15 protein-coding genes are annotated in these 13,838 nt (G+C 67.7%); 14 read left to right on the top strand and 1 reads right to left on the bottom strand.

What is annotated here, in order from left to right; translation table 11 throughout:
- The first annotated feature begins 78 nt into the window (after positions 1–78).
- Positions 79–1,542 (top strand): glutamate synthase subunit beta, encoded by a 1,464-nt coding sequence (locus ACREYQ_RS15820; protein ID WP_432258494.1) that lies wholly within the window; start codon positions 79–81, stop codon positions 1,540–1,542.
- 72 nt (positions 1,543–1,614) lie between these two features.
- Here ACREYQ_RS15820 and ACREYQ_RS15815 read toward each other — a convergent pair whose 3' ends face one another.
- The gene (locus ACREYQ_RS15815) at positions 1,615–2,154 is read right to left on the bottom strand and encodes a GNAT family N-acetyltransferase (protein WP_432258493.1); all 540 of its coding nucleotides are present in this window, start codon (positions 2,152–2,154) and stop codon (positions 1,615–1,617) included.
- A gap of 222 nt (positions 2,155–2,376) precedes the next feature.
- Between ACREYQ_RS15815 and ACREYQ_RS15810 the strand changes: the two genes are divergently transcribed.
- The 13 genes from ACREYQ_RS15810 (at position 2,377) to hisD (ending at position 13,820) form a co-directional block, all read left to right on the top strand.
- The gene (locus ACREYQ_RS15810) at positions 2,377–3,465 is read left to right on the top strand and encodes a Bug family tripartite tricarboxylate transporter substrate binding protein (protein WP_432258492.1); all 1,089 of its coding nucleotides are present in this window, start codon (positions 2,377–2,379) and stop codon (positions 3,463–3,465) included.
- 154 nt (positions 3,466–3,619) lie between these two features.
- On the top strand, positions 3,620–4,438 hold the full coding sequence (locus ACREYQ_RS15805; RefSeq protein WP_432258491.1) for an ABC transporter ATP-binding protein: 819 nt from the start codon (positions 3,620–3,622) through the stop codon (positions 4,436–4,438).
- On the top strand, positions 4,435–5,226 hold the full coding sequence (mlaE, locus tag ACREYQ_RS15800; protein ID WP_432258490.1) for a lipid asymmetry maintenance ABC transporter permease subunit MlaE: 792 nt from the start codon (positions 4,435–4,437) through the stop codon (positions 5,224–5,226). The genes ACREYQ_RS15805 and mlaE overlap by 4 nt, the downstream gene beginning before the upstream one ends.
- Before the next feature lie 81 nt (positions 5,227–5,307).
- On the top strand, positions 5,308–5,826 hold the full coding sequence (mlaD, locus tag ACREYQ_RS15795; protein ID WP_432258489.1) for an outer membrane lipid asymmetry maintenance protein MlaD: 519 nt from the start codon (positions 5,308–5,310) through the stop codon (positions 5,824–5,826).
- Positions 5,823–6,803 (top strand): MlaA family lipoprotein, encoded by a 981-nt coding sequence (locus tag ACREYQ_RS15790; RefSeq protein WP_432258488.1) that lies wholly within the window; start codon positions 5,823–5,825, stop codon positions 6,801–6,803. Before mlaD ends, ACREYQ_RS15790 begins: the two co-directional genes overlap by 4 nt.
- 213 nt (positions 6,804–7,016) lie before the next feature.
- Positions 7,017–7,646, top strand: a complete 630-nt coding sequence (locus ACREYQ_RS15785; protein WP_432258487.1) for an MlaC/ttg2D family ABC transporter substrate-binding protein — start codon at positions 7,017–7,019, stop codon at positions 7,644–7,646.
- 164 nt (positions 7,647–7,810) lie between these two features.
- Positions 7,811–8,107, top strand: coding sequence for an STAS domain-containing protein (locus tag ACREYQ_RS15780; RefSeq protein WP_432258486.1), 297 nt, complete (start codon positions 7,811–7,813; stop codon positions 8,105–8,107).
- 262 nt (positions 8,108–8,369) lie between these two features.
- Complete coding sequence (locus tag ACREYQ_RS15775; RefSeq protein ID WP_432258485.1) at positions 8,370–9,320, top strand: ABC transporter ATP-binding protein; 951 nt, start codon at positions 8,370–8,372, stop codon at positions 9,318–9,320.
- Complete coding sequence (locus ACREYQ_RS15770; protein WP_432258484.1) at positions 9,317–10,138, top strand: ABC transporter permease; 822 nt, start codon at positions 9,317–9,319, stop codon at positions 10,136–10,138. Before ACREYQ_RS15775 ends, ACREYQ_RS15770 begins: the two co-directional genes overlap by 4 nt.
- Before the next feature lie 50 nt (positions 10,139–10,188).
- Positions 10,189–10,437 carry a BolA family protein gene (locus ACREYQ_RS15765; protein WP_078198113.1) on the top strand — a complete coding sequence of 83 codons (249 nt, stop codon included), beginning with the start codon at positions 10,189–10,191 and terminating at the stop codon, positions 10,435–10,437.
- A gap of 81 nt (positions 10,438–10,518) precedes the next feature.
- Positions 10,519–11,769, top strand: coding sequence for a UDP-N-acetylglucosamine 1-carboxyvinyltransferase (gene murA / locus ACREYQ_RS15760; RefSeq protein WP_432258483.1), 1,251 nt, complete (start codon positions 10,519–10,521; stop codon positions 11,767–11,769).
- Between the two features lie 9 nt (positions 11,770–11,778).
- Positions 11,779–12,453 (top strand): ATP phosphoribosyltransferase, encoded by a 675-nt coding sequence (gene hisG, locus ACREYQ_RS15755; RefSeq protein WP_010812333.1) that lies wholly within the window; start codon positions 11,779–11,781, stop codon positions 12,451–12,453.
- A gap of 29 nt (positions 12,454–12,482) precedes the next feature.
- Positions 12,483–13,820 carry a histidinol dehydrogenase gene (gene hisD / locus ACREYQ_RS15750; protein WP_432258482.1) on the top strand — a complete coding sequence of 446 codons (1,338 nt, stop codon included), beginning with the start codon at positions 12,483–12,485 and terminating at the stop codon, positions 13,818–13,820.
- The last annotated feature ends 18 nt before the right edge of the window (positions 13,821–13,838 follow it).

Below are 13,838 nucleotides of genomic sequence, written 5' to 3'. Positions count from 1 at the left end.
GCGGCCCTGACAAGATACTGACCCCACCGCAGGGCCGGCGACGCCGCCGGTCCCGCGCAGCATGACCAAGGACGCAACATGGGTAAGGCGACTGGCTTTCTCGAATTTCCGCGCCAGAACGAAGGCTACGAAGCGGTAGTCAAGCGCGTGAAGCACTACAAGGAATTCGTGTTCGCGCTGTCCGACAGCGAAGCGAAGATCCAGGGTGCGCGCTGCATGGACTGCGGCATCCCGTTCTGCAACAACGGCTGCCCGGTCAACAACATCATTCCCGATTTCAACGACCTGGTGTACCGCCAGGACTGGAAGTCGGCGATCGAGGTGCTGCACCAGACCAACAACTTCCCCGAGTTCACCGGCCGCATCTGCCCCGCACCGTGCGAGGCCGCCTGCACGCTGGGCATCAATGAACTGCCGGTCGGCATCAAGTCGATCGAGCACGCCATCATCGACAAGGCCTGGGAAGAGGGCTGGGTCGCGCCGCAGCCGCCGCGCCACAAGACCGGCAAGACCGTGGCCGTGGTCGGCTCCGGCCCCGCCGGCATGGCCGTCGCGCAGCAGTTGGCGCGCGCCGGCCACGACGTGACCGTGTTCGAGAAGAACGACCGCATCGGCGGCCTGCTGCGCTATGGCATCCCCGACTTCAAGATGGAGAAGTCGCTGATCGACCGCCGCATGGAGCAGATGCAGGCCGAAGGCGTGACCTTCCGCGCCGGCGTGATGGTGACCGACGGCGAACTGCCGGCCGGCATCAAGAACTACGCGCGTGAAACCATCTCGGCCCAGGCCCTGATGGAACAGTTCGACGCCGTGGTGCTGGCGGGCGGCGCGGAAGTGCCGCGCGACCTGCCGGTGCCGGGCCGCGACCTGGCCGGCATCCACTACGCGCTGGAATTCCTGATTCCGCAGAACAAGGAAGTGGCCGGCGATGGCACCAACGAGATCCGCGCCGAAGGCAAGAACGTGATCGTGATCGGCGGCGGCGATACCGGCTCCGACTGCGTGGGCACGTCCAACCGCCACGGCGCCACCTCGGTGACGCAGTTCGAACTGCTGCCGCAGCCGCCCGAAGAAGAGAACAAGCCGCTGGTGTGGCCGTACTGGCCGATCAAGCTGCGCACCTCGTCGTCGCACGACGAAGGCTGCGAGCGCGACTGGTCGGTCGCCACCAAGGAATTCATCGGCGAGAACGGCAAGGTCACGGCGCTGAAGGCCTGCCGCGTCGAATGGAAGGATGGCCGCATGCAGGAAGTCGAAGGCAGCGAGTTCATCCTGCCGGCCGACCTGGTGCTGCTGGCGATGGGCTTCACCAACCCGGTGGGTTCGATGCTGGAAGCGTTTGGCGTGGACACCGATGCGCGCAAGAACGCCAAGGCCTCGACCGAGGGCGAGCGTGCCTACCACACCAACGTGCCCAAGGTGTTCGCCGCCGGCGACGTGCGCCGTGGCCAGTCGCTGGTGGTGTGGGCGATCCGCGAAGGCCGCCAGGCCGCGCGTTCGGTCGACGCCTTCCTGATGGGCCACACCGACCTGCCGCGCTGATCCGCTGCGGCCACAACAAAAAGCCCGCCTGGCGCAAGCCGGCGGGCTTTTTGTCTTTGGCGGCTGGGGCGCTCACTCGGCCAGGGACCGCTCCATCAGCACCGCGCTGGCGCCGTAGCCGGACAGCTTGGCCGCGTGCATGGCGGCCGTCTCCGCCGCCACCGGCGCGTACCCGAGCCTGCGCCACCAGGACGCGGCCGACTGCACCGCGATCAGCCGCGAGCGCCGCAGCCCGGCCGCGCGCGCGGCAGCCTGCGCCGCCGCGTACAGGCGCGGGGCCAGCCCGGCGCCGCGCCCGGCGGGCGCAACGGCCATGTCGTGCACGAACCAGGTGAGGGTGTCCGGCGGGGCGGGATGGCGGCAGCCATCGTCGAGCAGCCCGTCCAGCGGCGGCAGGGTGGCTTCGGGCCAGGCGTGGGTGAAGAGGTAGGCGGCGAGGCCGCCGCGCTGTCCGGGGTCGTCGGCGACCCAGCAGGTGGCGGGGGACAGCGCCAGCCGGGTGGCCAGCGCGGCCTGGCTTTCCAGCAGGACCTCGGTATAGCAGCTGGCCTGCACCGCCAGCACGGCCGGCAGGTCGGCGCAGACCATGGGCCGCACGGTGAAAATCGTCATCGGCAGATTATAGCCGGGGCTGTTCGCGCGTCCCCGCGAATGGCGCATTTGGCCAGGCGTGGCAAGGCCTTCAGGGTTCTCCCGGCTATGGTTTACGTGTCTGTGGAGGCCTGGGCATTGTCCTTACAATTTTCAAAAAACAACGAACGGAAACCGCCTCGCAAATCCTTTTTCCCCAGAACCAGTTTGCCGCCTCCTCAGGAGGCCGGCCGGAGGAAATTGATGTCCGAAGTGCGCAATTTGACGCGGCTTTGGCGAGGTAAAGCGAAGTTTGCGCCGCGCCCATCAGTGGGCGCCGCCCGGCGCTGGCTCCAGCCTTTCCTGTGCCTGTATGCCGTGGGGTGTGCCACGCTGGCGCTCGCTGTGCCAGCCATGCCAGCGCTTGCCGGGACCCAGCAGCTCGCGCGCAGCATGTCGTTCCCCGACCGTCCGATGCGCCTGATCGTGCCGTTCCCGGCCGGCGGCGTGGCCGATGCCGTGGCACGCCTGCTGGCCGAGCGGCTGTCCGCCCGCCTGGGCGTGCCGGTGGAGGTCGACAACCGCCCCGGCGGCGCCGGCACGATCGCCGGAGACGTGGTCGCCAAGGCCAGTTCCGACGGCCACACCCTGCTGCTGCACCAGGCCAATATGCTGATCCAGCCCGGACTGGAGCCGGTGCCGTACGACGTCGTGCGCGATTTCACGCCGGTGGCGCGCGTGGCCACCACGCCGCTGTTCCTGGTGATCGACGCGCGCCTGCCGATGCGCACGCCCGAGCAGTGGATGACCGCGGTGAAGTCGAACCCCGGCTCCTATAGCTATGGCTACGGCCAGCCGGGCAGCCCCTCCCACCTGTATGCCGAGTACGCTGTGCGCGGCCTGCGCAGCGGGGTGCCGCTGGTGACCGCCAAGGGCGAGGCCGCCGTGGTCCTGGAGATGCTGGCCGGGCGCGTCAGCGCCTGCTTCTGTTCGTTCGCCGCGGTCCAGGGCCAGGTCAGGAGCGGTGCACTGCGCATGGTCGCGGTTACCGGCGCGGCCCGCTCGCCCCTGGCGCCGCTGGTGCCGACGCTGCAGGAATCGGGGCTGGAAGGCTATGCCGCGGCGGCCTGGTTCGGCGTGATGGCGCCGGCCAAGACCCCGCGCGCGATCGTGGCGCGGCTGGCGGGCGAGCTCGACGGCGTGATGGGCGAGCGCGAGGTGCGCTCGCGGCTGCAGGCGGCGGGCCTCACGCCGGTGCGCGACTCGCCGGAGGCGTTTGCCACCGCGATCCGCTCGGAATCGATCCAATGGCAGGTGATCCTGAAGGATGTGGGGACCGTCCAGGAGCCTTAAGCCGCACTGCGCCGGATTGCCTGGGCCGCGTTCGGGACCCGCTAGGTCGATTCTGAGCCTTTTCGGGCAGGATTCATGTGGCGCGGGACACACGGGTGCCAGCAGGGCTAGGTAGTAGACCTTATAATGCGCCCCTGTCCCGACCGGTGCCAACGTGACCGATTCTGCTCAAAACCTCGTCGAACTGAATGCGGTGGATTTCGCTTACGCGGACCACGGCAAGCCGATCCTGTCCGGCCTGACCATGCAATTCCCGCGTGGCAAGGTGATCGCGGTGATGGGCGGCTCGGGTTGCGGCAAGACCACGGTGCTGCGGCTGATCGGCGGCCAGGTCCGGCCGCAGTCGGGCGCCGTCTGCTTCGCCGGCACGGATATCCACAAGCTGGATACTCGCGGCCTGTACGCCGTGCGCCGCCAGATGGGCATGCTGTTCCAGTTCGGCGCGCTGTTTACCGACCTGTCGGTGTTCGACAATGTCGCGTTCCCGCTGCGCGAGCATACCGACCTGCCCGAGTCGATGATCCGCGACCTGGTGCTGATGAAGCTCAACGCGGTCGGCCTGCGCGGCGCGCGCGACCTGATGCCGTCGCAGATCTCGGGCGGCATGGCGCGGCGCGTGGCGCTGGCGCGCGCGATCGCGCTGGACCCGGCGCTGCTGATGTATGACGAGCCTTTCGCCGGCCTGGACCCGATCTCGCTGGGCCTGACCGCGCGCCTGATCCGCAGCCTGAACGACGCGCTCGGCGCCACCACCATCATCGTCTCGCACGATGTGCACGAGACCTTCCAGATCGCCGACTACGTCTATTTCATTGCCGACGGCCGCATCGCCGCCGAGGGCGAGCCCGAGGCGCTGCGCGCTTCCACCGACCCGTTCGTGCACCAGTTTGTCCATGCCGAGGCCGACGGCCCGGTGCCGTTCCACTACGCCGGACCGTCGCTGGCCGAGGATTTCGCCGGAGGTGCGCGGTGACGGGCTTTTTGTCGGGCTTCCTGCGCGCCATCGGCGCGGCCGTGCGCGGCAGCGTGTCGGGGCTGGGCCACGCCACGCGCATGTTCCTGACGGTGCTGGGCCTGTCGCCGGCACTGCTGCGCCGCTTCCGGCTGGTGACCGACCAGGTCTTCTTTGTCGGCAACCTGTCGCTGGTGATCATCGCGGTGTCAGGCCTGTTTGTCGGGTTTGTGCTCGGCCTGCAGGGCTACTACACGCTTAACCGCTACGGCTCCGAGCAGGCGCTCGGGCTGCTGGTGGCGCTGTCGCTGGTGCGTGAACTGGGCCCGGTGGTGACCGCGCTGTTGTTCGCCGGCCGCGCCGGCACCTCGCTGACCGCCGAGATCGGCCTGATGAAGGCGGGCGAGCAGCTGACCGCAATGGAAATGATGGCGGTGAACCCGCTGCAGCGCGTGGTCGCGCCGCGCTTCTGGGCGGGCGTGATCGCCATGCCGGTGCTGGCCGCGATCTTCAGCGCGGTGGGCATCCTGGGCGGCTATGTGGTCGGGGTGCAGTTGATCGGCGTCGACGCTGGCGCCTTCTGGTCGCAGATGCAGGGCGGCGTGGATGTGCGGGCCGACGTGCTCAACGGCGTGATCAAGAGCTTTATCTTTGGCATTGCGGTGACGTTTATTGCCCTGTACCAGGGCTTTGAGGCCAAGCCCACGCCGGAAGGCGTCTCGCGCGCGACCACCCGCACCGTGGTGATCGCGTCGCTGGCCGTGCTGGGGCTGGATTTCCTGCTGACCGCGCTGATGTTCAGCACCTGATGCGGGCGCCACCGGCCACAATGCGAACCACACGACAACAAGACAGCGACAAGACACTACGGGGTTGAAGAAAGAGATCCGATGAAAAAGAACACACTCGATTTCTGGGTGGGGCTGTTCGTGGCGGCGGGGTTCGTCGCCGTGCTGTTCCTGGCCCTCAAGGCGGGGAACATGAGCGCCTTCAGCTTCCAGGACACCTATAGCGTGCAGGCCCGCTTCGACAATATCGGCGGGCTCAAGCCGCGCGCGCCGGTCAAGAGCGCGGGCGTGGTGGTCGGCCGCGTCGCGGCGATCCGCTTCGACGACAAGACCTACCAGGCCACCGTCGAGATGAGCCTGGAGAAGCGCTACCAATTTCCCAAGGACACCTCGGCCAAGATCCTGACCTCGGGCCTGCTGGGGGAGCAGTACATTGGCCTGGAAGCCGGCGGCGACACCGCCATGCTGGCCGAAGGCGGGCGCATCACCATGACGCAGTCGGCGGTGGTGCTGGAAAACCTGATCGGCCAGTTCCTGTACAACAAGGCGGCAGATGCCGGCGCCAGCGGCGGTGCGTCCGCGGGTGCCAGCGCGCCGGCACCGGCCGGGAATCTCAAATGAGTGCCGCCCCCTCCTTCCGCAAGGGCCTGGCCGCGACCGCGGCCGCCGCCGCGGTCCTTGCCGGTTGTGCCACCGGCCCGACCGCCAACCCGAAAGACCCGCTGGAGCCGTTCAACCGCGAGGTCTCGAGGATCAATGAAGACTTCGACAAGGGCGTTCTGCGACCGGTGGCCCAGCTGTACGCCGACTACACGCCAACGCCGGTGCAGCGTGCCGTGGAAAACTTCTTTTCCAATGTCAGCGACGTTTATTCGGCGGTGAACAACCTGCTGCAAGGCAAGCCAGGCCGCGCCGCCGAAGACACCATGCGGGTGGCGATCAACACCGTGCTGGGGCTGGGCGGCCTGATCGACATCGCCACGCCGGGTGGACTGCCCAAGTACAAGGAAGACTTCGGCCAGACACTGGGCGTGTGGGGCGTGCCGCCCGGCCCGTACCTGGTGCTGCCGCTGTTCGGGCCGAGCACGGTGCGCGACACCGCCGGCATGCTGGTGGACCGCCAGTTCGATCCGTCGGCCTATTTCTACCCGGTATCGCTGCGCAATTCGCTGATCGGGGTGCGCATTGTTGCCGGCCGGGCGCAGTTGCTGGGCGCGAGCAACCTGCTGGAGCAGGCAGCGCTGGACAAGTACTCGTTCATGCGCGACGCCTACCTGCAGCGGCGCCAGTACCTGATCTACGACGGCAACCCGCCGCCGGAAGCGGACGAGGATACGGAAAAGACCCCGGCCAGCCCCGCGGCCCCCGCCGGGACCGAAGGCGGAAAGCCAGCGGCACCCGCTGCGCCGGCTCAACCGGCTCAACCGCCACAAGCGGCTCCGGCAGCGCCGCCGGCCGACGCCTCCGCCCCTGCCGCCACGCCGGCACAGCCGACGCAGCCGCCTTCGGGCGATCTCCAGCCCGAGAGCCAGAGCCTGCCGGTGCCAGCGGTGGATCCGATGCAGCGGATCATGCCGGGGGTCATTCGCATTCGCTGAACCTCGTGTCGCGGGCGGCTCCAGGGCCCGCGACAGGCTGTGAATGCCCTGTGAGGGCTGAAACAATTTGTTTTTAAGTAGCGAAAAAGGCACCAGTGCATACAACCGCCGGTGCGCGCTTGTGTTCCAATCACCGCAAGGCCCACGCGCCGGCCATGGCGCCCAGGCCGGTTCGCCCCAGGCGAAAACGTCTTTGATAACGAAGGAAAATCCATGATAAAGCGACTGTTGGTCCCCTTCCTTACGGTAGTTGCCTTTGCCGGCGCGGCGCACGCCCAGGTGGCATCCCCGGACGCTGCCACCCCGGACGGCCTGGTCAAGGCCGTGGTCAGCGACGTGATGTCGACCGTGAAGGCCGACAAGGACATGCAGGCCGGCAATATCGGCAAGATCACCGCGCTGGTCGAGCAGAAGATCCTGCCCAACGCCAACTTCCAGAAGACCACCCAGATCGCCATGGGCCGCAACTGGTCCAAGGCCACGCCCGAGCAGCAGAAGCAGATCACCGAGGAGTTCAAGACCCTGCTGATCCGCACCTACGCCGGCGCCATCGCCCAGATCCGCGACCAGACCGTGCAGTACCGTCCGTACCGCGGCACCGCTGACGATACCGACGCCACCATCCGCACCCAGGTCGTCAACAAGGGCGAGCCGATCCAGATGGACTACCGCCTGGAGAAGACCGCGCAGGGCTGGAAGGTCTACGACATCAACGTGCTGGGCGCGTGGCTGACCGAGGCCTACAAGGGCAGCTTCAACACCATCGTCGGCCAGCAGGGCGTCGAAGGCGTGATCAAGACGCTGCAGGACCGCAACCGCCAGCTGGCCAACGCCAAGAGCTGACGCGTGCGTCCAACGGCGTGCCGCTGCAATGCAGCACGGCGCGCCGAAGTGCTCTACAATGGCCGTTCGCGGCGCAGGCTCCCGCCCCAGTGCGGGAGTCGTCGTTTTGTTGCCGCCGCGTTCAAGTCATCGCATTCAAGCCACTGATTCCAGGCCACGCATCCATGCTCTCGCTCGGTACCTCGCTGACCAACCAGAACGCCGCCGCTGTGCTGCGTGACGGGCTGGCGCGCGTGGCGCAGGGCGAGGTGCAGGTCGACTGCGCCGGCCTGGCGCAGGTGGATTCCTCCGCGGTCGCCGTGCTGCTGGCATGGAATCGCGCCGCCGCTGTGCGCAACCTGGCCCTGTCGCTGCGCGGCGTGCCGGCGCAGCTGTCGCAGCTGGCCAGCCTGTACGGCGTGGACAGCCTGCTGGGCCTGGCGCCCGAGGCCGCGCCCCAGGGACACCACCACCGACATTGATCCGGCATCGCCGGTCGCCAGCACGGTGGCCGCCCGCGATGCCGCGGCGACGGCCTGGTGCGGTCGCCGAGCCCCTGGGGGCGGATCCGGTGGGGATCAAGCGGGACTCACCCCGCATCCCCTATAATTCCGGGTTGTTCGCCCATCCCCCTGCCTGATACCGGTTCATGCCATGCCGGGCCAGGATATCCGGGCACGCAGTTGCTCCCAATTCCTGGCGGTCGGCCCCTCAAAGAGCCGGATCCGCCACAGACAATCGGCCATGAAAGCCATTGAAATCCACGACGTTCGCAAGCGCTACCGCAACCTGCAGGCGCTCAAGGGCGTCAGCTTCACCGTCGAACGCGGCGAATTCTTCGGCCTGCTCGGGCCCAACGGCGCCGGCAAGACCACGCTGATCTCGATCCTCGCCGGCCTGAACCGCGCCGATTCCGGCCGCGTCAGCGTGCTCGGGCACGATGTCGTCGGCGATTACCGGATGGCGCGGCGTATGCTGGGCGTGGTGCCGCAGGAGCTGGTGTTCGATCCGTTCTTCACGGTGCGCGAGACGCTGCGGCTGCAATCGGGCTATTTCGGCCTGACCCGCAACGACGACTGGATCGACGAGATCATGGCCAACCTGGACCTGACCGGGAAAGCCGATGCCAATATGCGCCAGCTCTCGGGCGGCATGAAGCGGCGCGTGCTGGTGGCGCAGGCGCTGGTGCACCGCCCGCCCGTGATCGTGCTCGACGAGCCCACCGCCGGCGTTGACGTGGAACTGCGCCAGACGCTGTGGAAGTTCATCTCGCGCCTGAACCGGGAAGGGCACACCATCATCCTGACCACGCACTACCTGGAAGAGGCCGAGGCCCTGTGCGACCGCATCGCCATGCTCAAGTTCGGCGAAGTGGTGGCGCTGGACCGCACCAGCAACCTGCTGACCCAGTTTGCCGGGCTGCAGCTGGTGCTGACCTTTGCGCGCGGCGGCCTGCCGACCGCGCTGGAGCCGCTGCGCATGCCGTCCAACCCCGGCGAGCGCGCGGTGCGCCTGCGCTTGTCGGGCTACCAGGCGGTGGAGCCGATCCTGTCCGCCTGCCGCGAAGCGGGCTGTGAGATCGAAGACATGGAAATCAACAAGGCCGACCTCGAGGACGTGTTTGTGCAGATCATGCGCCGCGAGGGGCATATGCCCGGCGCGCTGCCCGATCCGGCGATGGAGGCCGCGGCATGAAGCAGCCTGGCGAAATCGAAATCCTGGAAGACACCCGCCTCGGGCCGATGGCCGTGGGCAGCCTGGTGGGCTTCCGTACCCTGCTGTACAAGGAAGTGCTGCGCTTCTGGAAGGTCAGCTTCCAGACCGTGGCCGCGCCGGTGCTGACCGCGGTGCTGTACCTGCTGATCTTCGGCCATGTGCTGGAAGACCGGGTCAAGGTCTACGACCAGATCAGCTACACCGCCTTCCTGGTGCCGGGCCTGGTGATGATGAGCGTGCTGCAGAATGCGTTCGCCAACAGTTCGTCGTCGCTGATCCAGTCCAAGATCACCGGCAACCTGGTGTTCGTGCTGCTGCCGCCCCTGTCGCACTGGGAGATGTTCGGCGCCTACGTGGTGGCCTCGGTGATCCGCGGGCTGACCGTGGGCCTGGGCGTGCTGCTGGTGACGGCTTGGTTTGCCAACCTGCATTTCGCCAATGTGGGCTGGATCCTCGTCTTTGCCCTGCTGGGCGCGGGCATCCTCGGCACGCTGGGCCTGATCGCCGGCATCTGGGCCGAGAAGTTCGACCAGCTGGCCGCGTTCCAGAACTTCCTGATCATGCCGGCGACCTTCCTGTCCGGCGTGTTCTATTCGATCCATTCGCTGCCCGCCTTCTGGCAGGCGGTGTCCCATGCCAATCCGTTCTTCTACATGATCGACGGCTTCCGCTATGGCTTCTTCGGCGTCTCGGACGTGTCGCCGCTGTTCAGCCTGGCGGTGGTCGGATCGGCATTCGTGGTGCTGGCCGCGCTGGCGCTGCGCCTGCTGAAGTCCGGATTCAAGCTGCGCCACTGAGCGGCGGCCGGCCCTGTTGAATCAAGCTGAATCACGCTGAAGAGAACCCCATGCTGCCTACACCGGAACAAGTCAGGGAATATATTGCCCAAGGACTGCCCTGCGAACATTTGCAAGTCGAGGGCGATGGCCAGCATTTTTTTGCCACCATCGTCAGCAACGAATTCGAAGGCAAGCGGCTGATCCAGCGCCACCAGCGTGTCTACGCCGCGCTGGGCGACCGCATGCGCGCCGAGATCCACGCGCTGTCGATGAAGACGCTGACGCCTGCCGAGTGGCAGGCGGGCGAGGGCAAGTAAGCCTCGCCGACATGCGCCGCGCCAAGCGCGCGGCCCCAGAACCATGACGCCGGGCGCGTGCCCGGCTCCAGACGACAGAACATGGACAAATTCCAGATCCACGGCAACGGCCCGCTGCAAGGCGAAATCCGCGTGTCGGGCGCCAAGAACGCCGCCTTGCCGATCCTGTGCGCAGGCCTGCTGACGGCCGATACCGTCTCGCTGGACAACGTGCCGAACCTGCAGGACGTGCGCACCACGCTCAAGCTGCTGCGCCAGATGGGCATGCAGGCCGGGCTGGACGGCGCCCGCGTGACCCTTAACGGTGCTGGCGTCAATCTGCTCGAGGCCCCGTATGAGCTGGTCAAGACCATGCGTGCCTCGATCCTGGTGCTGGGTCCGCTGGTGGCGCGCTTTGGCGAGGCCCGCGTGTCGCTGCCCGGCGGCTGCGGCATCGGCGCGCGCCCGGTCGACCAGCACATCAAGGGCCTGCAGGCGATGGGCGCCGAGATCACCATCGAACACGGCTTTATCCATGCCCGCGCCAAACGCCTGAAGGGTGCGCGCGTGGTCACCGACATGATCACCGTGACCGGCACCGAGAACCTGCTGATGGCCGCCACGCTGGCCGAAGGCGAGACCGTGCTGGAAAACGCCGCGCGCGAGCCCGAGGTGACCGACCTGGCCCACCTGCTGGTCAAGATGGGCGCGAAGATCGAAGGCATCGGCACCGACCGCCTGGTGGTGCACGGCGTCGAGCGCCTGCATGGCGCCAGCCACAGCGTCATCGCCGACCGCATCGAGGCCGGCACCTTCCTGTGCGCCGCCGCCGCGACGCTGGGCGACCTGGTGCTGCGCGGCGTGCAGCCGGACATCCTCGACACCGTGCTCGACAAGCTGCGCGAAGCCGGCGCAAAAATCGAGACCGGCGCCGACTGGATCCGCCTGGCCATGCCGCAGCGTGCGAAGGCCGTGAGCTTCCGCACCTCGGAATACCCCGCCTTCCCGACCGACATGCAGGCGCAATTCATGGCGCTCAATGCCGTGGCCGAAGGCACCGCGCGCGTGACCGAGACCATCTTCGAGAACCGCTTCATGCACGTGCAGGAGCTGAACCGCCTGGGTGCCGATATCGTGGTCGAAGGCAACACCGCGGTGGTCAACGGCGTGCCGCGCCTGTCGGGCGCCAACGTGATGGCGACCGACCTGCGCGCCTCGGCCAGCCTGGTGATCGCCGGCCTGGTGGCCGATGGCGAGACCGTGATCGACCGCATCTACCACCTGGACCGTGGCTATGACCGCATGGAAGACAAGCTGTCGGCAGTGGGCGCCAAGATCCGCCGCATTGCCTGAGGACGTCCGATGAGCCCCACCTTCAACGCATCGCCCAACCAGCTGACGCTGGCGCTGTCCAAGGGCCGCATCTTCACCGAGACGCTGCCGCTGCTGGAAGCCGCCGGCATCCGCGTCACCGAGGACCCCGAGACCTCGCGCAAGCTGATCCTGCCGACCTCCGACCCCGCCGTGCGCGTGGTGATCGTGCGCGCCTCGGACGTGCCGACCTACGTGCAGTACGGCGCCGCCGACTTCGGCGTGGCCGGCAAGGACGTGCTGATGGAAAGCGGCATGGCCGGCCTGTATGCGCCGATCGACCTGAACATCGCCCGCTGCCGCATGTCGGTGGCGGTGCCGGCGGGGTTTGACTACGCCAACGCCGTGCGCCAGGGCGCGCGCCTGGCCGTGGCCACCAAGTACGTGCAGACCGCGCGCGAGCATTTTGCGAAAAAGGGCGTTCACGTCGACCTGATCAAGCTGTACGGTTCGATGGAGCTGGGCCCGCTGGTGGGCCTGTCCGACGCCATCGTCGACCTGGTCAGCACCGGCAGCACGCTGCGCGCCAACAACCTGGTCGAAGTGGAAGAGATCGTGCAGATCTCGTCGCGGCTGGTGGTGAACCAGGCCGCGCTCAAACTCAAGCGCGAACGGCTGGCGCCGATCCTCGACGCCTTTGAACGCGCTTCAGCGGCGCTGGCCTGAGGCCGGGCCGCCCGAGAGGAACAGAAGTCATGAATGCAACCGAAATGGAAAACCTGCCGGTCCGCCGGCTTGATTCCAGAGAACCGGGCTTTGCCGACGCGCTGCGCCAGGTGCTGGCCTTCGAGGCTGGCGAGGACGAGGCCATCGACAGCGCCGCGGGGCAGATCCTGGCCGACGTGAAGGCGCGCGGCGATGCCGCGGTGCTGGAATACACCAAGCGTTTCGACCACGTGGAAGCGTCGTCGATGGGCGCGCTGGAGATCTCGCAGCAGCAGCTCGAAGCCGCGCTCGAAGACCTTGAGCCCAAGCGCCGCGCCGCGCTGGAGGCCGCCGCCGCGCGCGTGCGTGCCTACCATGAGAAGCAGAAGATCGAATGCGGCAGCCACAGCTGGGAATACACCGAGTCCGACGGCACCATGCTGGGCCAGAAGGTGACGCCGCTGGACCGCGTCGGCATCTACGTGCCGGGCGGCAAGGCCGCGTACCCGTCGTCGGTGCTGATGAACGCGATCCCGGCGCGCGTGGCGGGCGTCAAGGAAATCATCATGGTCGTGCCCACGCCGGGCGGCGTGCGCAATGAACTGGTGCTGGCCGCGGCGCAGATCGCCGGCGTGGACCGTGTGTTCACCATCGGCGGCGCGCAGGCGGTTGGCGCGCTGGCCTACGGCACGGCGACGCTGCCGCAGGTGGACAAGATCGTCGGCCCCGGCAATGCCTATGTGGCCGCGGCCAAACGGCGCGTGTTCGGCACCGTCGGCATCGACATGATCGCCGGCCCGTCCGAGATCCTGGTGATCTGCGATGGCACCACCGACCCCGACTGGGTGGCGATGGACCTGTTCTCGCAGGCCGAGCACGACGAGCTGGCGCAGTCGATCCTGCTGTGCCCGGACGCTGGCTATATCGCCCGCGTCGAAGCCAGCATCCAGCGCCAGATCGGCACCATGCCGCGGCGCGAGGTGATTGCCGCGTCGATGTCCGGCCGCGGCGCGCTGATCAAGGTGCGCGACATGGAGGAAGCCTGCGAGATCGCCAACGCGATCGCGCCCGAGCACCTGGAGATCTCGGCCGAGAACCCGCGCCAGTGGAGCGAGAAGATCCGCCACGCCGGCGCCATCTTCCTGGGCCGCTACACCAGCGAGTCGCTGGGCGACTACTGCGCCGGCCCCAACCACGTGCTGCCGACCTCGCGCACCGCGCGCTTCTCGTCGCCGCTGGGCGTCTATGACTTCCAGAAGCGCTCGAGCCTGATCGAAGTGAGCGAGGGCGGGGCGCAGATGCTCGGCCAGATCGCCGCCGAGCTGGCCTACGGCGAAGGCCTGCAGGCCCACGCCCGCAGCGCGGAATACCGTTTCAAGCGCAGTTGACGACAAGGTGGACTATTG

Source organism: Cupriavidus sp. TMH.W2, assembly GCF_050847365.1.
GTDB lineage: Bacteria > Pseudomonadota > Gammaproteobacteria > Burkholderiales > Burkholderiaceae > Cupriavidus.
The sequence above is the reverse complement of the archived record's forward strand: the minus strand, read 5'-3'. Positions and strand labels throughout refer to the sequence as shown.

Excerpts from the sequence above, each read along its gene's own strand:
- ACREYQ_RS15820 (WP_432258494.1), top strand. The coding sequence starts at position 79 with ATGGGTAAGGCGACTGGCTTTCTCGAATTTCCGCGCCAGAACGAAGGC.
- ACREYQ_RS15815 (WP_432258493.1), bottom strand. The coding sequence starts at position 2,154 with ATGACGATTTTCACCGTGCGGCCCATGGTCTGCGCCGACCTGCCGGCC.
- ACREYQ_RS15810 (WP_432258492.1), top strand. The coding sequence starts at position 2,377 with ATGTCCGAAGTGCGCAATTTGACGCGGCTTTGGCGAGGTAAAGCGAAG.
- mlaD (WP_432258489.1), top strand. The coding sequence starts at position 5,308 with ATGAAAAAGAACACACTCGATTTCTGGGTGGGGCTGTTCGTGGCGGCG.
- ACREYQ_RS15790 (WP_432258488.1), top strand. The coding sequence starts at position 5,823 with ATGAGTGCCGCCCCCTCCTTCCGCAAGGGCCTGGCCGCGACCGCGGCC.
- ACREYQ_RS15785 (WP_432258487.1), top strand. The coding sequence starts at position 7,017 with ATGATAAAGCGACTGTTGGTCCCCTTCCTTACGGTAGTTGCCTTTGCC.
- ACREYQ_RS15780 (WP_432258486.1), top strand. The coding sequence starts at position 7,811 with ATGCTCTCGCTCGGTACCTCGCTGACCAACCAGAACGCCGCCGCTGTG.
- ACREYQ_RS15775 (WP_432258485.1), top strand. The coding sequence starts at position 8,370 with ATGAAAGCCATTGAAATCCACGACGTTCGCAAGCGCTACCGCAACCTG.
- ACREYQ_RS15770 (WP_432258484.1), top strand. The coding sequence starts at position 9,317 with ATGAAGCAGCCTGGCGAAATCGAAATCCTGGAAGACACCCGCCTCGGG.
- ACREYQ_RS15765 (WP_078198113.1), top strand. The coding sequence starts at position 10,189 with ATGCTGCCTACACCGGAACAAGTCAGGGAATATATTGCCCAAGGACTG.
- murA (WP_432258483.1), top strand. The coding sequence starts at position 10,519 with ATGGACAAATTCCAGATCCACGGCAACGGCCCGCTGCAAGGCGAAATC.
- hisG (WP_010812333.1), top strand. The coding sequence starts at position 11,779 with ATGAGCCCCACCTTCAACGCATCGCCCAACCAGCTGACGCTGGCGCTG.
- hisD (WP_432258482.1), top strand. The coding sequence starts at position 12,483 with ATGAATGCAACCGAAATGGAAAACCTGCCGGTCCGCCGGCTTGATTCC.